This is a genomic window from Evansella vedderi (genome assembly GCF_030813435.1).
Taxonomy (GTDB): Bacteria; Bacillota; Bacilli; order Bacillales; family Salisediminibacteriaceae; genus Evansella; species Evansella vedderi.
The window spans coordinates 74,705-97,852 of sequence record NZ_JAUSUG010000015.1 but is presented as its reverse complement, the minus strand read 5'-3'; the positions used below and the strand labels follow the sequence as shown (position 1 = coordinate 97,852).

Here is a 23,148-nt window from a genome sequence, read left to right as displayed (position 1 = left end):
CCTCATTCTTTTGAATGAATTGGTTCATACTATAATTAGTACAAGAATGGGGGGATCAATATGGAAAGCATTGAGTTGGAAGGAAGAGCTTATTATGGCAGGATCACCAAGCAATTACTTCATGACATTCCTCCTCATTCAATTATTATTATTGAACATGAAGATATCGATATTGTTGCTGCTGAAGATATGGTCAGAAAAAATGTAAAAGGGGTAATCAACACTCGTGCTTCTATGACTGGGAAGTTACCAAGGACAGGGGTTTCACATTTAATCGACCATGGTATTCCAGTTTATGATCTTGTTTCAACTATGAGGTATCCGTTATCAGAACCAACCCTTATTCGAATTGCTAATAGTAAAGCATATTTTGAGATACATAATAAATGGGAAGTGCTTGGTAATATATTCCCCTATACTGTTCAACATGTACAAGAAAAATCGATGGAAGGCAATTTTCAATTTAATAACCTGTATAGAAAATTTGTAACAAACAGTTTTCATTTTGCCAATATGGAACTAGATACATTTATTAAAGCAGTAGAAGCCCTTCCTAAATTAACTGATCTAGAAGACCAATGTACATTTGTTGTGGCAAGGGGACCTGGAGTAGAAGAAGATCTTCAAATCGTTCGCTCCTATATTAAGCAAAAACCTTGTTCTATTATAGCAGTAGATGGTGCTTCTGCTTTACTTTATCACTATAACATTAAACCGGATTATATTATAGGTGACATGGATTCCATTCCAAAGGAGGTATTTAAGTATTCGTGCCGCTATATAGCCCATTCTTATATGAATGGAACTAGTCCTGGTCAAGAGCGGTTAAAACAACTTTCCATACCATGTGAAGCCATTCCTTTCCCAGGATTAAGTGAAGATCTAGCTATAATGCTAGCTTATGTGTCTGAAAGTGAGCACATTTTTACATTAGGATGTAGAAACTCAGTTGTTGAACTGGTAGAAAAAGCACGAGAAGGTATGGGATCAACATTACTTACAAGAATGTATGCGGGGGAAAGGATCTCAGATTTAAAGGCGGTAAACCATTGGTTATCCATTCCTAATAATCTCCAGATGGTAAGAGAATACATGTTGGAAAATTCTTTGACAGAGGAGTATCGCGTAGATGAAAGCTGACATAATTATACCAGCCTTTAATGAATCAAATAAAATTGAAAATACATTAAAGTCACTAATAAATCAACCATGGGTAAATGAAGTCATTGTTGTGGACGATGGCAGTGAAGATGGAACAGAGGAAATTGCATTACGGTATACACAGAAAGTATTTAAACATGAAAAGAATAAGGGAAAAATGGCGGCAGTATTTACTGGTATTCAAAGAGCAACAGGGGAGTGGATCATACTTTTAGATGGGGATATTGGTGAAACAGCATCAGAGGCTAAGAAGCTACTAACCCCATTAATTGAGGATCATATTGACATGACTATTGCTGTATTACCGCAATTTAAGCAACGGGGATTTGGATTAGTTAAAAAACGAGCGAGAAATGTTGTTTATAGAGAAACTGGAGTTTTTTTGACGGCTCCCTTATCAGGTCAAAGAGCTTTTCATCGTAATTGGATTCCAATAATTTTATCTCATCAAGGAAAAGGATTTGGGTTAGAGATGTATTTAAATCTTACTTTCCTTAAGCATGGGGCAAAACTACGTGAGATAAACACAAATATGTCCCATCGAACGACAAGGAAAGACTTGAGAGGATTTAGACATAGGGCAAAACAATGGTTAGAAATGGAGATCACGTTATGGAATTTTTCATAGTGATACTTATCCTTACTGGAGCTCTCTTTTACGTAATAACTTTCTTATTTAACAAATTCCGTTGGCAAGTAATTAATTATAAGGGAAAGTCAGTCCCATACAGTCTTGGAACTATCTTTATACTATTGATTTTAATGGATTATATTATATTGCAAAACATCGTTTCTCATATAGTGGCCCTTTTCTATCTAGTTACTATTTGGTTGTTAGGTTTTATAGATGACCGTTACGGTAAGCCTTATCCAAAGGGGATTAGAGGTCATCTTAAATTATTTGTACAAAAGTACGAGATATCAACAGGATTTTTAAAGGCTGTGGGGACAGTTTTGGTAAGTTTATTTTATATCATGTTTCCTAGGGAGCTGGGGGCACCGTTATGGATCTCCTTCTTGCTGTTGATATTTTTACCGCATACAATGAACTTACTGGATACTAAACCACTTAGAGTATGGAAGGTAGCTTTAATCATTATTACTGTCCCTTTGTTATTTTTACAATGGAATTTATGGGTATTTGGAGGTTACATTCTTATACTGATTATGTGGGCCTTCTATGAGTCGAGGATGTTGGCTATGCTTGGAGACAATGGGGCTACTCTTATTGGGGCTTTGGGTGCAGTGACTGCTGTACAAACAAATATGGGTCACCTTATCACTTTTCTTTTACTGTTTTCCCTTTGCATTACTTGGATAGCCGAAAAAGTATCTATTCAAAAGTGGGTAGAAAACACGCCTGGATTAAGACAAATAGATAAGTTAGGACGGATAGAATAAAAAAAGGGTAATTCGATTGTTATGAATTACCCTCTTCTGGTTTTTTAAACTTTGGTGCAACTCTATTATTTTTTCGGTCGCGATGTAAAATGAAACCACCAATAAACCATACTCCTACAACAAGAGCAAAGATACCTACAAAGAACTGCAGCCATAGCCATTCATAAGGCCATATTAGTCGTTGAAATAATGTATCCCTCATTAACTTAATTCCATAACCGGCCAAAAAAACAGGAATAAGCAGTATACATAATGCTAAAAAACGTTGGAAAGTCATTAACCTAATCCCCTCTTCAAAATAAATGAAAAATAATAACAAGCTTCATATTTATTTTATAGGAAGAACGTCAGATGGGCAAATGGAAGAAAGACATTCCATTAGTTTTAATGTATAGTTATAAGTGTGAAAAAAATTGCATGTTAAGAGAAATACTGTTCCGGAGGTGGCTGAAATGAAACGTTTATTGCTTATTGGTGCAGGGGACGGGGGTGCTGCATTATTAGATGTATTCCAACAAACCGAACAGTTTAATATCATTGGTGTTGTAGATAAAAACATAGAGCGAGAAGGTGTGAAGAAAGCTAGTTCTTTCGGAATTCCTACCTTTCAAGATTGGAGAATCGCCTACCAATCCCTTTCTCCGATAGATATTGTTGTAGAGGTTACAGGAAATCAAAACCTATTAAATGAAATTAGGGAATCATTGAAGAATGAACCAACAACTATAATACCCAGTTCCGTTGCGTCTTTCGTGTTTTCTCTAGTGAAAGAAAAAGAAAAGCTTATAGATGAAGTGGTTCAGCATAATTCAAAATTGGATATAATTTTAAATTCAACCCATGATGGAATGGTAGCTATAGATTTAGATCATTGTATTACCTTGCTCAATGAAAGGGCAGAAGAAATGACCGGTTTGAAGAAGGAATTAGTGATTGGAAGGAAAATTGAAGAGGTCCTGCCAACAAGTAAACTTCCACGGGTGTTAAAAACAGGAAAAACAGAAACGAATCAGCGGCAGCTGATCGGAAATGATAGAACAATAATTACAACAAGGGTCCCTATGTATAGAGCTCATGAATTAATAGGAGCCTTAGGAGTTTTTAAAGATGTTACGGAAATAGTAAACATGGCAGAAGAAGTGACAAACTTAAAAAGCATTCAGCAAATGTTAGAGGCAATCATCCAATCCTCCGATGATGCTATCTCCGTCGTTGACGAAGAGGGAAAGGGACTTATAATTAACCCTGCATATACTAGGTTAACCGGTCTTTCTCCAGAGGAAGTTCTCGGAAAACCTGCATCCACAGACATCTCTGAAGGTGAGAGCATGCATATGCGAGTTCTAAAAACAAGAAAACCTGTCAGAGGGACGAAAATGAAGGTAGGTCCTAACAGGAAAGATGTCATTGTTAATGTAGCTCCAATTATAGTTGACGGTAGGATAAAAGGAAGTGTTGGAGTCATTCATGATATGTCAGAAATAGAAACATTAAATACGGAGTTAAAAAAGGCGAAGCAAATTATTCGTACATTGGAAGCTAAATACAGCTTTGAAGATATTATTGGAGACTCAGAGGAATTACAAATCGCCATTCAACAAGCAAAGATGGCTGCCATAACTCCAGTAACAATTCTGCTTCAAGGGGAAAGTGGAACAGGGAAGGAGTTGTTTGCTCATGCAATACATAATGCAAGTAAACGAAAGTATAACAAATTTATTAGGGTAAATTGTGCAGCTATATCTGAAACTTTACTAGAAAGTGAATTATTTGGGTATGAAGAAGGAGCCTTTTCAGGTGCAAAACGAGGGGGGAAGAAAGGACTTTTTGAAGAGGCTAATGGAGGCAGTATTTTTTTAGATGAAATTGGTGAAATAACTCCCCCAACCCAGGCGAAATTGCTTAGAGTATTACAGGAACAGGAAATTGTAAGGGTGGGAGGTACTAACCCTATTTCTATAGATGTAAGGGTTATTGCTGCTACAAATGTGAATATGGAAAAAAAGTTAGATAAAAAGGAATTTAGAAGTGATTTGTACTATCGCTTAAATCGTATGCCTATTTTTATACCGTCTCTGCGCGAAAGAAGTGAAGATATTCCTCTATTATGCAGTCATTTAATCATTAAATTAAACCAAGATTACGGTAGAAGTGTAGAAGGAGTTACAACTCAAGGGGAACAACTACTAAAAGGATACCATTGGCCAGGGAATGTGAGGGAGCTAGAAAATATATTAGGTAGAGCTATGATCCATATGCATTATACAGAGAAACTAATTGATGCTAAGCATCTTCCTCCACTTGAAGGTAAGTATTCCATTCATGTTCCTAATGAAACAGGACATATAGAGAAAAAAACTTTGCAGGAAGTATTGGATTCCACAGAAAAAGAAATGATTTTATCAGTTTTGACCAATAATAATGGAAATAAGACGAAAGCAGCTCAAGAGTTGGGAGTTTCCATAAGAAATCTTTATTATAAATTGGACAAGTATGGAATAACCCTATAATTTATGTAACTGAATATGGTTGCACGCAATTTTTTGCGTGGTGTGAATTTTCTTGCAGGTTTCGTTGTTGTTATCCACACAATTTGAACGATTACTATATATTCATTTTTTGGCATAATTCTTGCATTTATATTGAATTGGAAAGAGTAAAAAGTAAGGAAGGTGAGAAAGCATGGCATTGGAAAAGCTAATGGAAGCCGTTCAAAGTCGTAATAGCAATCGGACAATTGTCATTGCTCATGCTGTAGATGCATCGTTATTTTTAGCAATGAAGCAAGCGTTAGAAAGGAATTTAGCATCCTTTATATTAGTTGGTCCATTGAAGGAAATGGAAAAATTATTGGAGGAAGCTGAAATCCCTAAAGAACTAGAAGGTAAAGTAGCTAAGGTTAATGCAGAGGATGATAAGGCTTCAGCTCTAAAGGCCGTTCAATTAGTGAGTGAGGGGAAAGGAAACGCTTTAATGAAAGGGATGTTATCTACATCAACACTCCTAAAGGCAGTTTTAAATAAAGAAGTGGGATTAAGAACAGGAAAGGTACTTTCCCATTTAGCAGGTTTTTCCTTTGCGGACAAAGAACAACTCCTCTTCTTAACAGATGCAGCCATGAATATAGCTCCAGATTTACGTGATAAGGAGCAGATAATTGAAAATGCTGTTGATGCAGTAAGACACATTGGTATAGAAAAACCAAGGGTCGCTGTAATCACTGCGGTGGAGACAGTTAATCCAGCCATGCAGGCGACTTTGGATGCAGCTGCTCTTACACAAATGAATCGTAGAGGTCAATTGAAAAATTGTATTGTTGATGGACCTCTTGGTCTTGACAATGCAATTTCGGAAGAATCTGCTAAGCAAAAAGGAATCACATCAGAAGTTGCAGGGAAAGCGGATATTTTATTAGCTCCATCAATTGAAGCAGGTAATGTTTTATATAAATCTTTAACTTATTTCGGAAATGCTGTAGTAGGGGGAATAATCGTTGGTGCGAAGGCGCCAATCATACTCACGTCCCGGACGGATAAGGTTGAAAGTAAGTTACTTTCTATGTTGTTAGCTATAAGTTCAATAGAAGCTTAATGATAGATATGAAGAGGAGGAATTAACATGGAACTATTTAAGTACATGGAAACGTCTGATTATGAACAGGTTGTAGTTTGTCAAGATAAACAATCAGGTTTGAAAGCAATCATAGCTATTCATGATACGACACTTGGGCCAGCCCTCGGTGGAACGAGAATGTGGACATATGCAACAGAAGAGGAAGCCTTTGAAGATGCCCTTCGTTTAGCAAAGGGAATGACTTATAAAAATGCTGCAGCTGGACTAAACCTTGGTGGAGGGAAAACGGTAATTATAGGCGATCCAAGAAAGGATAAGAATGAAGCAATGTTCCGAGCATTCGGCCGCTTTATCCAAGGCTTAAATGGCCGCTATATTACTGCTGAGGACGTAGGGACAACTGTTGAGGATATGGACTTGGTTTATCAGGAAACTGACTTTGTAACGGGTATTTCTCCAGCATTCGGCTCATCCGGAAATCCATCCCCTGTTACAGCCTATGGGGTTTATGTAGGGATGAAGGCTGCTGCTAAGGAAGCATTTGGGACTGATTCCCTTGAAGGGAAGCGAGTTGCTGTACAAGGAGTGGGAAATGTTGCCTTCACATTGTGCCGTCATCTTCACGAAGAAGGGGCAAAATTAATAGTGACTGATATTAATAAAGAAGCAGTTCAACGAGCGGTGGAAGAATTTGGTGCAGAAGCAGTAGATACGGAGGATATTTACTCAGTAGATTGTGACATTTATGCTCCTTGTGCATTAGGTGCAACAATTAATGATGAAACTATTCCACAATTGAAGGCTAAAGTAATTGCTGGAGCAGCAAATAATCAATTAAGGGAAACAAGACATGGTGATATTATACAAGAAATGGGAATTGTTTATGCACCTGATTATGTCATCAATTCCGGTGGCGTAATTAATGTAGCAGATGAGCTCCTTGGATATAATCGAGAACGGGCTCTTAAAAAGGTAGAAACCATTTATGATAAAATATCTACTATTTTTGAAATTTCCAAAAGAGATAACATCCCTACTTACGCTGCAGCTGACAGAATGGCTGAGGAACGTATAGAGGGAATGCGTAAATCAAGAAAACAATTCTTGCGAAACGGAATGGATATCTTAAGCCGAGGCAGAAGGTAAAGTCTCAAGGAACAAAATGACCCTTGTCGAAACCGACAAGGGTTCACCGTTGAAAACATGAGAACACTAATTGAATATATGTTAGTAGAGGAAGAGATCCGTGTTTAAATAGGCTCTTTCCCATAGATTTTGTTTTTCGATAACTCGAAGAAGTGAAAGATTTATCTTATCAAAAAGCAACAATCTTTTAGAAAACGGCCTTTTAAATTATTTTAACATTATTAACAGTACGGAAAACTTGCTTTACTATGGAGGGTATTACAAGTGGAAAAAGAATTACGGATTTTAACAATCAACCCAGGCTCAACATCTACAAAAATTGGAGTATTTGATAATGAAAGAATGATTATTGAGGAAACCATTCGTCATGATCGTGACCAGTTAAATGAATTTCACTCCATTATCGATCAATACCCATTTCGAAAACAAATGATTCTTGAAACCTTAGATAATAATGGAATTAATTTATCTAAACTTTCTGCGGTTGTTGGGAGAGGAGGTCTTCTTCGACCTATTGAAGGTGGGACCTATTCTGTAAATGAGGCAATGCTTGAAGATTTACGGAATGGTTTTTCAGGGCAGCATGCCTCTAACTTAGGAGGCATTCTTGCCCATGAAATAGCTTCTCAACTTAACATTGAAGCGTTTATCGTAGACCCAGTTGTAGTAGATGAAATGGATCCTATTGCAAAAATATCTGGATTTGCAGATTTTGAAAGAAAAAGTATTTTTCATGCTTTAAATCAGAAAGCAGTGGCTCGCCGTGTTGCAGACGATTTTAATAAAGAGTATAGTGATCTTCAATTAATAATAGTACATATGGGTGGAGGTATTACAGTAGGGGTCCATAAAAATGGCAGGGTTATTGATGTGAACAACGGATTGCATGGGGAGGGGCCATTTTCACCAGAACGTGCTGGAACTGTTCCGGCAGGGGATCTTGTGTCCATGTGTTATTCAGGAGAATATTTTGCTGATGAAGTAATGAAGAAGATTGTAGGTCAAGGTGGACTTGTCGGTTATCTCGGTACTAATGATGCAATAGAAGTTGAAAATAGAATTGCAAAAGGTGATGAAAAAGCTGAGTTAGTATACGAGGCAATGGCTTACCAAATTGCTAAAGAAATTGGTGCAGCTGCGGTTGTGTTGTCTGGAAAAGTAGATGCTATTGTCTTAACGGGGGGATTAGCATACGGTAAACAATTCGTTAAGCTTATAACAAACCGGATACAATGGATTTCTGATGTAATTATAAAACCGGGTGAAAACGAACTGCAAGCGTTAGCAGAAGGAGCTCTTCGAGTTCTCCGAGAGGAAGAGAAAGCCAAAATATACGTTGCAGGATAAATATAGTCTGTTGTTGAACTAAGAAAAAGGGAGGTTTTCGAGCATGGCACAGGAATATGATTTAGTAGTACTAGGTGCTGGAACTGGTGGTTATGTTGCGGCAATTCGTGCCTCGCAGCTTGGTTTAAAAGTAGCTGTGGTAGAAAAGGAGAAATTGGGAGGAACATGCTTACATAAGGGATGTATTCCAAGTAAGGCGTTATTGCGCAGTGCAGAAGTATATAAAACTGTTCAAAAAAGTAGTGAATTTGGTATAGACACTGAAAATCCCACTCTAAACTTTCTGCGAGTACAAGAAAGAAAGCAAGGTATTGTGGACCAACTTCATAAAGGTGTCCAACATTTAATGAAAAAAGGAAAAATAGATATTTATAAAGGGCATGGGAGAATATTAGGTCCATCTATCTTTTCACCATCACCAGGTACTATATCAGTAGAAAAAAACGATGGGTCTGAAAATGAAATGTTAATACCTAAGTATGTTTTAATCGCTACAGGTAGCAGACCAAAATCTTTGCCTGGATTAACTATTGATGAAACGCATATTCTTACTTCTGATCAAGCACTACAGCTAGAAGAGTTGCCAAAATCCATGACTATAATTGGGGGCGGAGTAATTGGTATAGAATGGGCATCCATGTTAGCCGATTTTGGTGTAGAAGTAACTTTATTGGAGTATCTACCTCGAATTCTCCCATTAGAAGATGAAGATATTTCGAAAGAGATTCTTAGGGCTATGAAGAAAAAAGGGGTAAAGGTTATTACTAGCGCAAAAGTTCTTTCAAATCAGGTAAAAGTTATAGAAGGAAATCAAGTACATGTACCGTATGAATATAAAGGGGAAACAAAAACGGTTGAATCTAACAAAGTATTAGTTTCTGTAGGAAGAGCCGCCAACATTGAAGATATCGGTCTCCAAAATACCGATATCAAAACAGAAAAAGATGTTATTGTAACCAATGAATATTATCAAACGAAGGAATCACATATTTATGCGATTGGTGATGTTATTGGTGGACTCCAGCTTGCACATGTGGCGTCCCATGAAGGAATGATTGCCGTAGAGCATATGGCTGGAGAAAAACCTCATCCATTAAATAAAGAACTAGTCGCTAAGTGCACCTATTCTTCTCCTGAAGTAGCCAGTGTAGGTCTAACGGAACAGGAGGCGGTGGAAAAGGGATTTGAAGTAAAAACTGGTACCTTCTCTTTTAAAGCCATTGGTAAAGCCCTTGTTTATGGTGATACATCCGGTTTTGTGAAGTTTGTAACTGACGAAAAAACGGATGATCTTCTTGGTGTTCATATGATTGGACCACATGTCACAGATATGATTTCGGAAGCTGCATTAGCAAAGCTCCTAGACGCTGCTCATTGGGAAGTGGCAGAAACAATTCACCCACACCCTAGTTTATCGGAGGCCATTGGGGAAGCTGCACTTGCAGTAGATGGTAAGGCTATTCATAGCTAGAGTAGCTTTAATTATTTATAAGTTGGCCTTACTAGATAAATGTTTATCAAAACAATATAAAATAATTTTTAAGATTAAGGAGGGAGTCCATTGAGTAAAAATCACCGACATCAGCAGCTAGGTCTATCTGACAATGATGTTCTTGAAATGTATGAAACGATGTTACTCGCTAGAATGATTGATGAACGAATGTGGTTATTAAACCGTGCTGGTAAAATTCCATTCGTTATTTCCTGCCAAGGACAGGAGGCAGCCCAGGTTGGTGCTGCAATGGCCTTGGATAAGGAAAAAGACTATGTTTTGCCATACTATCGTGATATGGGCGTTGTATTAAGGTTTGGAATGACTCCAAAAGAGTTAATGCTTTCTGGTTTTGCCAAAGCAGAGGACCCGAACTCTGGAGGAAGACAAATGCCAGGACATTTCGGTCAAAAGAAAAATCGTATTGTAACAGGCTCTTCACCAGTAACAACTCAGGTACCGCATGCTGTTGGGTTTGGGTTAGCAGCTAAGATGAAAAAAGAGGACTTTGTGGCATTCACAACTTTTGGAGAAGGCTCCTCTAACCAAGGGGATTTCCATGAGGGGATAAATTTTGCTAGTGTTCATGATTTACCTGTGATTTTCATGTGTGAGAACAATAAATACGCCATTTCAGTTCCATTAGAAAAACAGTTAAATTGTGAAAATGTATCCGATCGTGCTGTAGGTTATGGTATTCATGGGGAAACGGTGGATGGAAATGATCCATTAGCTGTTTATGAGGCTATTTCCAAAGCAAGGGAAAGGGCATTAAAAGGGGAAGGTCCTTCTCTAATTGAGACGGTATCTTACCGATTGACCCCACATTCAAGTGATGATGATGATAGTGTTTATCGTGCAAAAGAAGAAGTAGAAGCAGCGAAAAAAATTGATTCCCTTATTACGTTTGGTTCTTATTTAAAAGATACTGGGGTTTTAACAGACGAAAAAGAGGAAGAAATTAGAGCTAAATTACGTAAAGTCATCGATGAGGCAACAGATTATGCAGAGAAAGCTCCGTATGCGGAGCCAGAGCATGCATTAAAATACGTTTATGGAGAGGAGTGATGACAGGATGCCGGTAATTTCTTATATAGAAGCAGTTACTCAAGCGATTAGAGAAGAGATGGAGCGAGATGAAAATGTTTTTGTCTTAGGGGAAGACGTAGGAAAACGTGGGGGCGTATTCCGCGCTACTAATGGTTTATATGAACAGTTTGGTGAGGAACGAGTCATCGACACCCCCCTTGCAGAATCGGCGATTGCAGGTGTAGGGATTGGTGCGGCTATGTATGGAATGAGACCAATTGCAGAAATGCAATTTGCAGATTTTATCATGCCTGCAGTTAACCAAATCGTTTCAGAAGCAGCAAAAATTCGTTACAGGACAAATAACGATTGGCATTGTCCAATTACCATACGTGCACCATATGGTGGTGGAGTTCACGGGGCATTATATCATTCTCAATCTGTGGAGGCGTTGTTTGCTAACGTCCCTGGCTTAAAGATTGTAATGCCTTCTACACCTTATGATGTTAAAGGTCTCTTGAAGGCCTCTATTCGAAGTGATGACCCAATTCTGTTCTTTGAACATAAACGGGCATACCGACTGATTAAAGGAGAAGTCCCTGATGAGGATTATACATTACCTATTGGGAAGGCGGACGTAAAGCGTGAAGGGGATGACATCACTGTCATCACATATGGCTTATGTGTACATATGGCCATGCAAGCTGCTGAAAATTTGGCAAAGCAAGGTTATGAATCCCATATTCTTGATTTACGAACAGTGTACCCATTAGATAAAGAGGCTATTATGAAAGCTGCTAGTAAAACAGGTAAAGTCTTGCTAGTAACGGAGGATAATAAAGAGGGCAGCATTATGAGTGAAGTCTCAGCTATTATCGCAGAGAATTGCTTGTTTGACCTAGATGCACCAATACAGAGGCTTGCCGGTCCTGATGTACCTGCTATGCCTTATGCTCCTACAATGGAAAAATACTTTATGGTGAATCCCGATAAAATAGAAGAAGCCATGAAAGAGCTGGCTGAATTTTAATACGAGCATAGAGCTGCAAGGAGGTGCCAGAAATGGCCACAAAAATTACTATGCCACAGCTTGGGGAAAGTGTGACAGAAGGAACCATTACAAAATGGCTTGTAAAGCCAGGGGACCAAGTGAATAAGTACGATCCTATTGCTGAGGTAATGACAGATAAAGTAAATGCTGAAATTCCATCATCGTATACTGGAACAATAAAAGAACTTATTGCAGGGGAAGACGAAACCATTGCAGTGGGAGAAGTAATTTGTACCATTACAGTGGAAGGTGAGGCTGAAGAGGAAGTTACTGTAGAGACTCTTCAAGAAGAAGTAGTTGGAACACAAGAGCAAGTACCAGCTGATACATCTAATAAAAAGCGGTACTCACCAGCTGTACTTAAATTAGCTCAAGAACATGATATAAATTTAGAACAAGTAAATGGAAGTGGTAGAGGTGGCCGTATTACTAGGAAAGACTTATTAACACTTATTGAGAGTGGAGGAGTTCCTAAAGGGGCACCAATGACTGAACCTGTTAAAGAAGTAAGAACTCCTGGAAAAGCTGCTGTTTCAGATCGGGTTGAAACGAAGCAAGCGCCAACTCCACCATATACCACTTCTGGACGTGTTGAGGAGCTGCCAATAAGCGGAGTACGTAAGGCAATTGCAAACAATATGGTTCGTTCTAAACATGAAGCACCACATGCATGGATGATGATTGAAGTGGATGTAACTGACCTTGTACGCTATCGAAATAAGATGAAGGATGAGTTCTATAAGAAAGAAGATATTAAGCTTACTTTCTTACCATTCTTCATTAAAGCAACAGTTGATGCCCTTAAGGAATACCCACAAGTAAATTCAATGTGGGCTGGAGATAAAATAATCCGCCATAAAGATGTTCATATATCATTAGCAGTAGCGACAGAAAATGAACTTTTTGTTCCAGTGATAAAGCATGCTGACGAAAAGACCGTAAAAGGGTTGGCGAGGGAAATAAATGACCTTGCGACCAAAGTAAGAACAAATCAACTTAAGTCGGAAGATATGCAAGGTGGTACCTTTACAGTTAATAATACTGGATCGTTTGGTTCTATACAGTCACAGCCAATTATTAACTATCCACAAGCCGCCATTCTATCCGTAGAATCCATTGTCAAGCGACCGGTAGTATTGGAAAACGATGCGATTGCTGTTCGCCATATGGTCAATTTATGTATGTCTTTGGACCACCGTATTCTTGATGGGCTTGTATGCGGGAAGTTTCTTGGACATATTAAAAATAGCTTAGAAAGTATGAACGAAAAAAATACTTCTATATATTAAAAGAGTCTGTTTAAAAAGGGGCTGTTTTTCCCCGTTTGAACACGCTCTAAAAAGAGGGTGACTTAAAAGATATCTTATAAGCTTTTGAGTCACCCTTATTCTATTATAACTCTTCGTTCGCATAGTCACTTTTTATCTTGTGCATACTAGGGGACAATGAGGGAGGTAGATTAAATTGAAACCAATGAAACTTGTATGCCTATGCCTATGCCTGTTTTTAACTATTTTACCTTTACAAGCTTTTGCAGAAGATGATGATCAATTAGAGTTGCAAGAGAGGACGGATCAACAAGAAAAATATGAGGATATATTTCATAAACATTCACAAATGAAAGCACATATAAACTTTTATTATGAACTTCTCATTGATAAGTACCGTCCAGACCTAAAAGAAGAGTGGATAGAAATTACCCGTGAAAAAGAGGCTATTTTGAAAAAAATAAAAGAAATGAAAAAGGAAGGGAAAGAGCTTGAACTTCCTGCAATAACTGAAGAGTGGAAGGAAAAACATTCCTATTACCATGAGCAATTTTTAGAAGCAGTAGAAAGACGAGATGATGAAAAATTAAAATCATTGTTACCGGCTCTACTACAACTACATAAAAAATGGAATGAGGATCATAGGGAGCTTTTTAAAGAGAATAATTAAATAGTCAATAACGGAAAGGGATAAAAAGTTCCAATTAAAGGGTTGTCCTATAAAGGTTTGCTCATAGCCTTTATAGGGCCTATTTTTTTGAAAGATTTTGCCTATAAAAAAAAATGCTTGATCGTAGTCATTCTTATTTACAAATCGTAATAACTACGATATAATTCTTTTTGGGTTATAAAACGTAATGATTACGAAAGGGGAAAAGAAATGAAACGATTATCGATCTTATTTTCATTCATCCTTATTCTATCTATGATTTTAGCAGCATGTGGAGAAAATGAAGGAGAAGCAGATCAAGGATTAGACGAGGAAACAATGGAGACTGAAGTAGAAGAAGAAGCAGAAGAGGTTGTGGAAGATGAAATTGAACCACTTTCTGTATTTACTACATTATATCCATTAGAAGATTTTGCAAAAAAAATAGGTGGAGAACATGTCGAAGTAACTAATATAATACCAATTGGTGCTGATGCACATAGCTTTGAGCCAACAGCAAATCAAATGATTCAAATTGCAGATGGGGATTTATTCATCTATAATGGAGCAGGATTTGAAGGCTTTGCAGATCGAATTAAAGAAACCGTTGAAACACACGATGTAAAAGTTATTACTGCCGCTGATGGTATTGAACTAATCGATTATGATCACGACCATGACCATGGACATAGTCACGACCATGACCATGATCACGATCATGACCACGATCACGATCACGACCATGACCACAATCATGATCACGAACACGGAAACAAAGATGATGACCATGATCATGAACATGGTGACGATAATCACGATCATGATCATGACCACCACCATGGACATTCTCATGGAGAAGAAGATCCACATGTTTGGTTAGATCCAATTCGTGCTATTCAATTGGCTGAAAATATTAAGACAGCATTGGTAGAACTTCGACCAGAAGCAAAAGAGCTCTTTGAGGAAAATTTTGAAACATTAAAATCTGACCTTGAACAGTTAGATCAAGAATTTATAGCAATGGCGGAGGAAATCTCCAAAGATACTATTATTGTATCCCATGCTGGTTATGGATATTGGGAGGAGAGATATGGGATTCATCAAGTGGGAATAGCGGGAATTTCCCCAACTAATGAACCGTCTATCCGCCAAATGCAGGATATTATTGAGTTTATGGAAGTAAATGATATTAACTACGTTATGTTTGAACAAAATATTCCAATGAATATAGCAGAAACTGTTCGTGAGGAAGTAAATGCTGAAGCTTTATGGATACACAATTTAGAAACTCTTATGCAAGAAGATATAGATAACGGAGAAGATTATTTCAGTTTGATGCGAAGGAATTTGGAAACTCTAAGAACTGCATTACAATAATTTATTACTTATAAGGAGGATGACTAAAAGGTGTTTTTTAACCTTTTGAGTCACCTCTTTTTTTCATTTTATTGTAGTACAAACTATAATTCCGAATCTGTTATAGATATAAATGGATAAAATTTGAATGCAAAATTCCTATGAAGATGATACTATAAAGTAGCAATCAAATCCATGGTAAACAACATGGATAAAGTGTAAAATATACATAAGTTATATGTGATTAGCTATTTATTTTGAAAGGGTGGTTTAAATGGATTTTCAAATGTTCATGAATGATGTTGTACAAACAGCACGTAAAGAAATGGTTCAATCAGGCTATGATGAATTAACAACTCCAGAAGAAGTTGATGATGTATTTAAAAAAACGGGCACTACTTTTGTTATGATTAATTCCGTATGTGGTTGTGCAGGAGGAATTGCAAGACCATCAGCAGCTTATATGAAAAATTACGAAGTAAAAGCAGATAATTATGTAACAGTCTTTGCCGGACAAGATCGTGAAGCAACAGCACAAGCAAGGTCCTACTTTGAGGGCTATGAACCCTCCTCTCCATCTTTTGCATTATTAAAAGATGGCAAAATTCAAACAATGGTAGAGAGACATGAAATCGAAGGTCATGAACCAATTGAAGTAGTACAAAAATTAGAAAAAGCATTTGACCAATACTTTAAAAACGAAGCATAATGAGAAAGGAGGATATTTCCTCCTTTTCTTCATTACATACTAAAATATTAGAAACAAGGAGTGCCTATTATGCAAGAACTTTACAAACAAATTCATGAGTACTTAAAAATGGAAGAAGAAATATCATTTGAGGAATTTGATAGTTATTATAAAAAAATTGTTGATTACCTTAACGAAAATGCAGATAAACTAGAGGAAGAATCATTATGGAAAGCATTATTTATCTCAGAGAATGTGATGTCAAATGCCGATGCACGGGCAAAGGATGCTAAAGGGTCTTTAGGAAAAAAGTATAAAAAAATGGCACAGCGTTTATCTTTGTGGGCCCAAAACTTAACTGCAAGACTTGCTGAAATGGGGTATAATGAAGAGCAAATGAACGAACGTTTTGAAAAGATGTTTGATGAAGAAGTTTAAGGAAAAATAAAAAAGTACATTAAAGGCTTGATTTTTTTTCTTATTATTGCTATACTCCTATAGTGCGGACGAGTTAATCGTCCGTTTCATGCGCCCATGGTGAAATGGATATCACATGAGATTTCGGCTCTCACGTTCTGGGTTCGAATCCTGGTGGGCGCGCCACCATATACATATGTTAACTCCAGTCCATGTACTGGAGTTTTTTTGTATGGCTGTTTTCGTAAACTTTGTTGATTTTTTAAAAGGTTGGAGAAGCGGAGATCGTCCGCCTGTAGCGGATCCAAGTAATCCTTTAGAAAACAGCCTATTGTATTTATAAGTTTGGTCAACTTAATATAGGATATATTAAAAGCATAAAAAGGGGGATCATTTTGTTCAAAATAGGATATCGAACGTTAAAAACAGCTTTAGGTGCCTCCTTAGCTATAGCAATAGCACAGCTTTTTGAACTGCAATTTTTTGCATCAGCTGGGATTATAACGATTTTATGCGTTCAGAAAACAAGGAGAAAGTCTCTTCAAATGTCATGGGAACGGTTTTTTGCCTGTGCAATAGGGCTATTTTATGGATCCGTTCTATTTGAACTTATTGGGTACCATCCCATTACGGTTGGGTTATTATTATTGCTATTTATACCTACAACTGTTTTGTTAAGGGTTCAAGCAGGGATTGTCACTAGTTGTGTTGTTATACTTCACTTATATACATCAGGTTATGTTTCAGTGGAGCTGTTACTTAATGAATTTTCCTTGATAATCATTGGAATAGGTTGTGCTTTATTAATGAATACCTATATGCCAAGTGTGGAGAGACAGCTTCATCAAATGCAACAACGGCTAGAAAGACTATATGCAAAAATTTTTCATGAATATGCTGTTTACGTTAAATACGGAGATAGACAGTGGGACGGAAAGGAAATAACCAAAGCAGCGTCACTGCTCCAAACTGCTAAAAATATATCTATTCAAAATCTAGAGAACCATATAATACGATATGAGGATCAATATTATAATTATTTCAAAATGAGAGAAAAGCAGCTAGAAATTATTGAGCGAATGATGCCATTGCTAACAGTAATAGAGATTCAAATAGAACAAGGTGCCATGATTGGTCAATTTATGGAGGAGTTAAGTGAAGGGGTAACTCCTAATAACACCGCAAGTCTTTTTATTCATAAATTGGAGGAGTTGAGGAAGCAATTTAAGGAAATGCCACTCCCATCCTCACGGGGAGAATTTGAGGCGAGGGCTGCACTCCTTCAACTGGTCAATGAGATGGAACAGTATTTAATAATTAAGCAGCAGTTTCAACCAATTAGAAACTATTCCATTTTTATATGAATAAAAACAAAAACTTCACAAACAACTAATACATACAAATATTATTTTTCTCAAAACATCCTAGTCAAGATAAAGGCAGTGATGGCGTAGATGCGATTTATTTTTCTTTCACTACTATTAGTTATTTCTCCCATATGGCCAATTGGAGAAAACCCGCTTGTAGGTGACCCTTATATCATTGTAAATAAAAAAACAAATGAGTTGGCCTACATTCTTGACGGAGAGGTTAAACAAGTGTACGAAGTGGCGACAGGAAAATCAGATTCGGTTACACCTGAGGGAGAACATACTGTCACCGTTAAGGCGGTAGACCCTTACTACAGGAAAGAGAACATTGAAGGGGGAAATAAAAAAAATCCCTTAGGTTCTAGGTGGATCGGGTTTGATGCAGAAGAAACAGATGGGAGAATTTATGGAATACATGGAACGAACAATCCAGCTTCCATCGGACACTATGTTACTAATGGTTGTGTAAGGATGAAAAATGAAGATGTAGAAATCCTATTTGAGGAAGTACTTATAGGTATGAAGGTTCTGGTAATATCTAGTGATGAAGGTTTTGAAGAAATTGGTAAAAAACATGGAGCAATTGCAGATAATTAGATAGTGAGAAAAGGCTTTCCCGATAGGGAAAGCCTTTTTGATTTACAATTTTATAATGCTATTCCACCTAAAATAGTACCTAGAGCCATAATTGCAATCATTAGATAAATAAGTATTTTGCGATATTTGCGGGGCATGTGACTAACCTCCTTGAATATTACTATATTATATTTTACTTGTTGTTATGAAGAATGACAAGGGGGGAGAAAAAATACCTATGAACACAGTAAGAGTTTTCTGAACTTTTTAAAGGATATTATGGATTAATTATCGAAGTATAGTATGTTATGTATTGTCTTTAAATATAGGGCTTTTTTAAAAGCTTGGAGTAGCGAAAGGCCCGCCTGTAGCGTATCCAAGGAAAAATATATACTTATAAACAACAATATATGCATAAAGGAGCCTAATTAAATAAGGAGGAAAAAGATCAATGGGAGACAGACAGTCATTTGAAAAGTGGAAAGAGAGAACGGAAGAGGAAATAAAGAAACGTCCTGAAAGAAAAGAGAAATTCCTAACTTCCTCATCCATTGAGATTGACCCAGTATACATTCCAGATAACATAGATAAACGCTATTTGGATAATATAGGATTCCCTGGAGATTTTCCCTACACACGTGGAGTAAGAAGAACAATGTATCGTGGCCGTTTCTGGACGATGCGGCAATATGCAGGATTTGGTTCAGCCAAAGAAACGAATAAAAGGTTTAAATACTTACTTGAACAAGGGCAAACAGGGTTATCCGTTGCCTTTGACTTACCTACTCAAATCGGTTATGACTCCGATGACCCCATGTCGTTAGGGGAAGTTGGGAAGGTTGGAGTAGCAATAGACTCTTTAGAGGATATGGAAATTCTCTTCAATGGAATTTCCTTAGATGAAGTAAGTACATCCATGACCATTAATGCCCCTGCTGCTGTTCTACTAGCTATGTATATAGTCGTTGCAGAAAAACAGGGAGTTCCTAAGGAGAAAATTCAAGGAACCATTCAAAATGATATTTTAAAGGAATATATTGCAAGGGGGACTTATATTTTTCCTCCTAAACCATCAATGCGCCTAATTACAGATATATTTGCTTATTGTACCGAGAATACCCCTAAGTTTAATACGATTAGTATAAGTGGTTATCACATTCGTGAGGCTGGTTCCACAGCAGTTCAAGAATTAGCCTTTACATTATCTAACGCCATTGCATACGTGGATTCTGCTCTCGAGGCTGGATTAGATATAGACAATTTTGCTCCGAGATTAGCCTTCTTTTTTAACGGTCATAACCAGTTTTTTGAAGAGATTGCAAAGTTCCGGGCTGCAAGAAGAATGTGGGCGAACATTATGCGGGATAAGTATGGAGCTAAAAACGCAAAAAGCATGCAACTTCGGTTCCATACACAGGTAGCTGGTTCAACCCTAACAGCTCAACAACCGGATAATAATATTGTTCGCGTTGCCATTCAAGCACTTGCGGCAGCATTAGGGGGAACGCAAAGTCTTCACACCAATGCAAAGGATGAAGCACTTGCCCTTCCAACTGAGGATTCTGCTAGAATTGCCTTAAGGACACAGCAAATAATTGCTAACGAAACGGGTGTAGCAGATACGATTGATCCTTTAGGTGGATCCTACTATATAGAATTCCTTACAGATGAACTAGAAAAGAAAGCTTATGAGTATATAGAGGAAATAGAAAAACGTGGAGGGGCAGTTGCAGCAGTAGAGCAGCAATATATGCAGAAGGAAATCCAAAGGGCAGCCTACGAGACTCAAAAACGTCAAGAAAAACAAGAAGAAATCGTTGTAGGAGTCAACAAATATCAATTAGATGATGAGCCTCAACCGGAGCTATTACGCGTAGACGATTCCTTAGTTGATGATCAGCTTGCAAGACTTCAAGGGACGAGAGCAAATAGAAACGAAGAAAAGGTAAAAGCAGCATTAACACAACTAAAGACAGCAGCAGAAGGTACTGAAAACTTAATGCCATTTATTATTGAAGCAGTAAAACAATATACTACAATTGGGGAGATATGCCATACCCTTAGAGAGGTATTCGGTGAATATTAAACTAGTAAGGGGAGATGTAAGATGGAAAAAATTCGTGTGTTAATAGCCAAGCCAGGGTTAGACGGACATGACCGTGGAGCCTTGGTTATTTCACAGGCTCTTCGTGATGCAGGAATGGAAGTTATTTATACGGGATTAAGGCAATCCCCGAAACAAATTGTAAAGGCGGCCATTCAAGAGGATGTGGATGCAATTGGTCTATCCAGTCTTTCTGGAGCCCATAATGTCCTTTTTCCACAAGTTTTAAAGCTTCTTCGTGAAGAACAGGCTGAGGACATTATCGTATTTGGCGGCGGAGTAATCCCATTAGAGGATGCACAAAACTTAGAAAAACAAGGGATTAAGAAAATCTTTACACCAGGTACATCTACAAAAACCATATCTGCCTATATTGAACAAGCAATTTTAGAGGCCCGTGGGCAAGGGGATCCCTTACTTGCAGGTCCAAAGGGTATTGACCATGTTGGAATTGCTGTTTATTCCATTGAAGAAGCGTTACCGTTTTATTTAAACCATTTACATTTAGAAGTAGAAAAAATAGTAGAGGTTCCTTCACAGAAGGTAAAGGTGGCCTTTTTACCTTTAGGAAATTTTAAATTTGAACTATTGGAACCGCTTACAAACGGTAGTCCGATTGCTAGATTCCTAGAAAAAAAAGGTGAAGGTATCCATCATATAGCATTATCCGTTTCCAGCTTACAGGATCGCCTTAATCAGCTTAAACGAGAAGGGGTTCAATTAATCGATGAAACACCTAAGGAAGGGGCAGGGGGATATCCGATTGCTTTTCTCCATCCCAAGAATGCTAAAGGTGTTTTACTAGAATTATGTGAAACTATTGATGAAGCCGAAAAAGGAGACGAGTAATTTATGGATATGTACGACAAAATTAATGAGCTTTACGACAAGCGTAGAAAGATAGAGCTAGGTGGCGGTGACGAACGAATTGAAAAGCAGCATGAAAAAGGGAAACTAACTGCAAGGGAAAGAATTGATTATTTTCTAGATGAAGGATCTTTTGTGGAATTAAACCCTTTTATTGAACATAGAACAACTGATTTTGGTATGCGAAATGGTTCTGCTCCTGGAGAAGGTGTGGTTACGGGATATGGAAAAGTGAATGGAAGATTAGTTTTCTTATTTGCCCAAGACTTCACTGTATATGGTGGAGCGTTGGGTGAAATGCATGCGAAGAAAATTGCTAATGTAATGGACTTAGCCGTGAAAAATAAAGCGCCATTTGTAGGGCTAAATGATTCAGGGGGGGCTCGTATACAAGAAGGGGTATTGTCTTTAGATGGGTATGGACACGTTTTTTATCGTAATAGCATTTATTCCGGAGTGATTCCTCAAATTTCCGTTATAATGGGACCTTGTGCAGGTGGAGCGGTTTATTCTCCAGCGATAACTGACTTTGTTTTCATGGTAGAAAAAACAAGTCAAATGTTTATAACAGGACCGAAGGTTATTGAAACCGTTACTGGAGAAACTATATCTTCGGAGGCACTTGGGGGAGCAACTGTTCATGGAAGTAAAAGTGGAAATGCACATTTTACTTATGAATCAGAGGAAAAAGCGTTAGATGGGGTAAAGGAACTACTAAGTTATTTACCACAACATAACGATGATTATCCCCCTGACATTAACGTTGAAGAAGAGAGGGACGATTTTTTATACGATTTACTTGAACTTGTACCGATTGATCCAACAAAACCCTACGATGTTAGAAAGGTCATAAAAGAGGTGGTAGACAAAGATTCTTTTATGGAAGTTCATGAACGTTTTGCCAAAAATGCAGTTGTAGGGTTTGCGCGTATTCATGGACAGTCTGTCGGTATCATTGCAAATCAGCCGAAGATAATGGCTGGGGGATTAGATATAGACTCTGCAGACAAAATATCTCGGTTTATCCGATTTTGTGATTGCTTCCATATCCCACTTATCACCTTTGAAGATGTAACGGGATTTTTCCCAGGGGTTAAACAGGAGCACGGTGGAATCATTCGACACGGTGCAAAGATTTTGTATGCTTACTCGGAAGCTACAGTTCCGAAAATAACAGTGATTACTAGGAAGGCCTACGGTGGTGCTTATGTGGCGCTGAACAGTAAATCAATTGGTGCTGACATCGTATTTGCTTGGCCTAATGCTGAAATTGCTGTAATGGGACCTCATGGTGCTGCAAATATTATTTTTGCTAAAGAGATTAATGAAAGCAGTGATCCAGAAGTAACTCGCATGGAAAAAATTGAGGAGTACCGTGAAAAGTTTGCTAATCCCTATATTGCAGCTGCAAATGGTATGGTGGATGATGTCATTGACCCCAGGGAAACGAGGATAAAGCTTATCCAAAGCTTAGAAATGTTAAGACGAAAGGAGGAGAATCGTCCTAGAAAAAAACATGGAAATATTCCCCTTTAGGTGCTTTACCAATCATTATCTTTCGGAGGAATTCATGTACTTAATGTTGAAAGGGGACTTGGATACATTTTTTTGCTATAATTTATCCAGTAGATTTAAAACAATGGTTGGAGGCAG

The 23,148-nt window shown here is 37.7% G+C and carries 22 protein-coding genes and 1 tRNA gene; 21 read left to right on the top strand and 2 right to left on the bottom strand.

What is annotated here, in order from left to right:
* Positions 1–60: 60 nt before the first annotated feature.
* The 3 genes from steA to J2S74_RS17815 are packed head-to-tail and all read left to right on the top strand — an operon-like array spanning position 61 to position 2,562.
* Positions 61–1,140 carry a putative cytokinetic ring protein SteA gene (steA, locus tag J2S74_RS17825; RefSeq protein ID WP_307328047.1) on the top strand — a complete coding sequence of 360 codons (1,080 nt, stop codon included), beginning with the start codon at positions 61–63 and terminating at the stop codon, positions 1,138–1,140.
* On the top strand, positions 1,130–1,789 hold the full coding sequence (locus J2S74_RS17820) for a glycosyltransferase family 2 protein (RefSeq protein WP_307328045.1): 660 nt from the start codon (positions 1,130–1,132) through the stop codon (positions 1,787–1,789). The genes steA and J2S74_RS17820 overlap by 11 nt, the downstream gene beginning before the upstream one ends.
* Positions 1,774–2,562 carry a hypothetical protein gene (locus J2S74_RS17815; protein WP_307328043.1) on the top strand — a complete coding sequence of 263 codons (789 nt, stop codon included), beginning with the start codon at positions 1,774–1,776 and terminating at the stop codon, positions 2,560–2,562. Before J2S74_RS17820 ends, J2S74_RS17815 begins: the two co-directional genes overlap by 16 nt.
* Before the next feature lie 19 nt (positions 2,563–2,581).
* Here the strand turns inward: J2S74_RS17815 and J2S74_RS17810 are convergent, their stop codons facing one another.
* Positions 2,582–2,839, bottom strand: a complete 258-nt coding sequence (locus J2S74_RS17810; protein ID WP_307328041.1) for a DUF2627 domain-containing protein — start codon at positions 2,837–2,839, stop codon at positions 2,582–2,584.
* 175 nt (positions 2,840–3,014) lie between these two features.
* On the opposite strand from J2S74_RS17810, the gene J2S74_RS17805 reads away from it, so the two are divergent.
* From J2S74_RS17805 to J2S74_RS17735, 15 genes are all read left to right on the top strand, one after another.
* Entirely contained in the window at positions 3,015–5,072 is a 2,058-nt protein-coding gene (locus J2S74_RS17805; protein WP_307328039.1) for a sigma-54 interaction domain-containing protein, read from the top strand.
* Between the two features lie 172 nt (positions 5,073–5,244).
* A complete protein-coding gene (locus tag J2S74_RS17800) occupies positions 5,245–6,153 on the top strand; it encodes a bifunctional enoyl-CoA hydratase/phosphate acetyltransferase (protein ID WP_307328037.1) in 909 nt (302 codons plus the stop codon).
* A gap of 27 nt (positions 6,154–6,180) precedes the next feature.
* A complete protein-coding gene (gene bcd / locus J2S74_RS17795) occupies positions 6,181–7,281 on the top strand; it encodes a branched-chain amino acid dehydrogenase (protein WP_307328034.1) in 1,101 nt (366 codons plus the stop codon).
* Between the two features lie 264 nt (positions 7,282–7,545).
* Positions 7,546–8,628 carry a butyrate kinase gene (buk, locus tag J2S74_RS17790; RefSeq protein WP_307328031.1) on the top strand — a complete coding sequence of 361 codons (1,083 nt, stop codon included), beginning with the start codon at positions 7,546–7,548 and terminating at the stop codon, positions 8,626–8,628.
* A 43-nt stretch (positions 8,629–8,671) separates the two neighbouring features.
* On the top strand, positions 8,672–10,099 hold the full coding sequence (gene lpdA, locus J2S74_RS17785) for a dihydrolipoyl dehydrogenase (RefSeq protein WP_307328028.1): 1,428 nt from the start codon (positions 8,672–8,674) through the stop codon (positions 10,097–10,099).
* Positions 10,100–10,246: 147 nt separating this feature from the next.
* Complete coding sequence (locus J2S74_RS17780) at positions 10,247–11,188, top strand: thiamine pyrophosphate-dependent dehydrogenase E1 component subunit alpha (protein WP_307328195.1); 942 nt, start codon at positions 10,247–10,249, stop codon at positions 11,186–11,188.
* 7 nt (positions 11,189–11,195) lie between these two features.
* Positions 11,196–12,179, top strand: a complete 984-nt coding sequence (locus tag J2S74_RS17775; protein WP_307328026.1) for an alpha-ketoacid dehydrogenase subunit beta — start codon at positions 11,196–11,198, stop codon at positions 12,177–12,179.
* Between the two features lie 32 nt (positions 12,180–12,211).
* Positions 12,212–13,489 carry a dihydrolipoamide acetyltransferase family protein gene (locus J2S74_RS17770; protein ID WP_307328024.1) on the top strand — a complete coding sequence of 426 codons (1,278 nt, stop codon included), beginning with the start codon at positions 12,212–12,214 and terminating at the stop codon, positions 13,487–13,489.
* 175 nt (positions 13,490–13,664) lie between these two features.
* Positions 13,665–14,138, top strand: a complete 474-nt coding sequence (locus J2S74_RS17765) for a hypothetical protein (RefSeq protein ID WP_307328022.1) — start codon at positions 13,665–13,667, stop codon at positions 14,136–14,138.
* A gap of 210 nt (positions 14,139–14,348) precedes the next feature.
* Positions 14,349–15,494 (top strand): metal ABC transporter solute-binding protein, Zn/Mn family, encoded by a 1,146-nt coding sequence (locus J2S74_RS17760; protein ID WP_307328020.1) that lies wholly within the window; start codon positions 14,349–14,351, stop codon positions 15,492–15,494.
* A gap of 253 nt (positions 15,495–15,747) precedes the next feature.
* Positions 15,748–16,182 carry a BrxA/BrxB family bacilliredoxin gene (locus J2S74_RS17755; protein WP_307328018.1) on the top strand — a complete coding sequence of 145 codons (435 nt, stop codon included), beginning with the start codon at positions 15,748–15,750 and terminating at the stop codon, positions 16,180–16,182.
* Between the two features lie 69 nt (positions 16,183–16,251).
* Positions 16,252–16,599 (top strand): hypothetical protein, encoded by a 348-nt coding sequence (locus tag J2S74_RS17750; RefSeq protein ID WP_307328015.1) that lies wholly within the window; start codon positions 16,252–16,254, stop codon positions 16,597–16,599.
* 90 nt (positions 16,600–16,689) lie between these two features.
* Positions 16,690–16,764: transfer RNA gene (locus J2S74_RS17745), tRNA-Arg, on the top strand.
* Positions 16,765–16,973: 209 nt separating this feature from the next.
* A complete protein-coding gene (locus J2S74_RS17740) occupies positions 16,974–17,942 on the top strand; it encodes an aromatic acid exporter family protein (RefSeq protein WP_307328012.1) in 969 nt (322 codons plus the stop codon).
* 90 nt (positions 17,943–18,032) lie between these two features.
* Complete coding sequence (locus J2S74_RS17735) at positions 18,033–18,545, top strand: L,D-transpeptidase (protein WP_307328010.1); 513 nt, start codon at positions 18,033–18,035, stop codon at positions 18,543–18,545.
* Positions 18,546–18,595: 50 nt separating this feature from the next.
* Here J2S74_RS17735 and prli42 read toward each other — a convergent pair whose 3' ends face one another.
* Positions 18,596–18,682: a stressosome-associated protein Prli42 gene (prli42, locus tag J2S74_RS27470; RefSeq protein ID WP_370876032.1), complete on the bottom strand. Its 87-nt coding sequence runs from the start codon at positions 18,680–18,682 to the stop codon at positions 18,596–18,598.
* Positions 18,683–18,975: 293 nt separating this feature from the next.
* Here prli42 and J2S74_RS17730 point away from each other — a divergent pair, with 293 nt between their 5' ends.
* From J2S74_RS17730 to J2S74_RS17720, 3 genes are read left to right on the top strand one after another with little or no spacing between them, the layout of a single operon-like run.
* Positions 18,976–20,610 (top strand): acyl-CoA mutase large subunit family protein, encoded by a 1,635-nt coding sequence (locus tag J2S74_RS17730; protein WP_307328008.1) that lies wholly within the window; start codon positions 18,976–18,978, stop codon positions 20,608–20,610.
* 21 nt (positions 20,611–20,631) lie between these two features.
* On the top strand, positions 20,632–21,477 hold the full coding sequence (mce, locus tag J2S74_RS17725) for a methylmalonyl-CoA epimerase (protein ID WP_307328005.1): 846 nt from the start codon (positions 20,632–20,634) through the stop codon (positions 21,475–21,477).
* Between the two features lie 3 nt (positions 21,478–21,480).
* Entirely contained in the window at positions 21,481–23,031 is a 1,551-nt protein-coding gene (locus J2S74_RS17720) for an acyl-CoA carboxylase subunit beta (protein ID WP_307328002.1), read from the top strand.
* Positions 23,032–23,148: the final 117 nt, after the last annotated feature.

What these genes read in the sequence shown, in the direction of transcription:
- steA (WP_307328047.1), top strand. Translation starts at nt 61, where the DNA reads ATGGAAAGCATTGAGTTGGAAGGAAGAGCTTATTATGGCAGGATCACC.
- J2S74_RS17820 (WP_307328045.1), top strand. Translation starts at nt 1,130, where the DNA reads ATGAAAGCTGACATAATTATACCAGCCTTTAATGAATCAAATAAAATT.
- J2S74_RS17815 (WP_307328043.1), top strand. Translation starts at nt 1,774, where the DNA reads ATGGAATTTTTCATAGTGATACTTATCCTTACTGGAGCTCTCTTTTAC.
- J2S74_RS17810 (WP_307328041.1), bottom strand. Translation starts at nt 2,839, where the DNA reads ATGACTTTCCAACGTTTTTTAGCATTATGTATACTGCTTATTCCTGTT.
- J2S74_RS17805 (WP_307328039.1), top strand. Translation starts at nt 3,015, where the DNA reads ATGAAACGTTTATTGCTTATTGGTGCAGGGGACGGGGGTGCTGCATTA.
- J2S74_RS17800 (WP_307328037.1), top strand. Translation starts at nt 5,245, where the DNA reads ATGGCATTGGAAAAGCTAATGGAAGCCGTTCAAAGTCGTAATAGCAAT.
- bcd (WP_307328034.1), top strand. Translation starts at nt 6,181, where the DNA reads ATGGAACTATTTAAGTACATGGAAACGTCTGATTATGAACAGGTTGTA.
- lpdA (WP_307328028.1), top strand. Translation starts at nt 8,672, where the DNA reads ATGGCACAGGAATATGATTTAGTAGTACTAGGTGCTGGAACTGGTGGT.
- J2S74_RS17780 (WP_307328195.1), top strand. Translation starts at nt 10,247, where the DNA reads ATGTATGAAACGATGTTACTCGCTAGAATGATTGATGAACGAATGTGG.
- J2S74_RS17775 (WP_307328026.1), top strand. Translation starts at nt 11,196, where the DNA reads ATGCCGGTAATTTCTTATATAGAAGCAGTTACTCAAGCGATTAGAGAA.
- J2S74_RS17770 (WP_307328024.1), top strand. Translation starts at nt 12,212, where the DNA reads ATGGCCACAAAAATTACTATGCCACAGCTTGGGGAAAGTGTGACAGAA.
- J2S74_RS17760 (WP_307328020.1), top strand. Translation starts at nt 14,349, where the DNA reads ATGAAACGATTATCGATCTTATTTTCATTCATCCTTATTCTATCTATG.
- J2S74_RS17755 (WP_307328018.1), top strand. Translation starts at nt 15,748, where the DNA reads ATGGATTTTCAAATGTTCATGAATGATGTTGTACAAACAGCACGTAAA.
- J2S74_RS17750 (WP_307328015.1), top strand. Translation starts at nt 16,252, where the DNA reads ATGCAAGAACTTTACAAACAAATTCATGAGTACTTAAAAATGGAAGAA.
- J2S74_RS17735 (WP_307328010.1), top strand. Translation starts at nt 18,033, where the DNA reads ATGCGATTTATTTTTCTTTCACTACTATTAGTTATTTCTCCCATATGG.
- prli42 (WP_370876032.1), bottom strand. Translation starts at nt 18,682, where the DNA reads ATGCCCCGCAAATATCGCAAAATACTTATTTATCTAATGATTGCAATT.
- J2S74_RS17730 (WP_307328008.1), top strand. Translation starts at nt 18,976, where the DNA reads ATGGGAGACAGACAGTCATTTGAAAAGTGGAAAGAGAGAACGGAAGAG.
- mce (WP_307328005.1), top strand. Translation starts at nt 20,632, where the DNA reads ATGGAAAAAATTCGTGTGTTAATAGCCAAGCCAGGGTTAGACGGACAT.
- J2S74_RS17720 (WP_307328002.1), top strand. Translation starts at nt 21,481, where the DNA reads ATGGATATGTACGACAAAATTAATGAGCTTTACGACAAGCGTAGAAAG.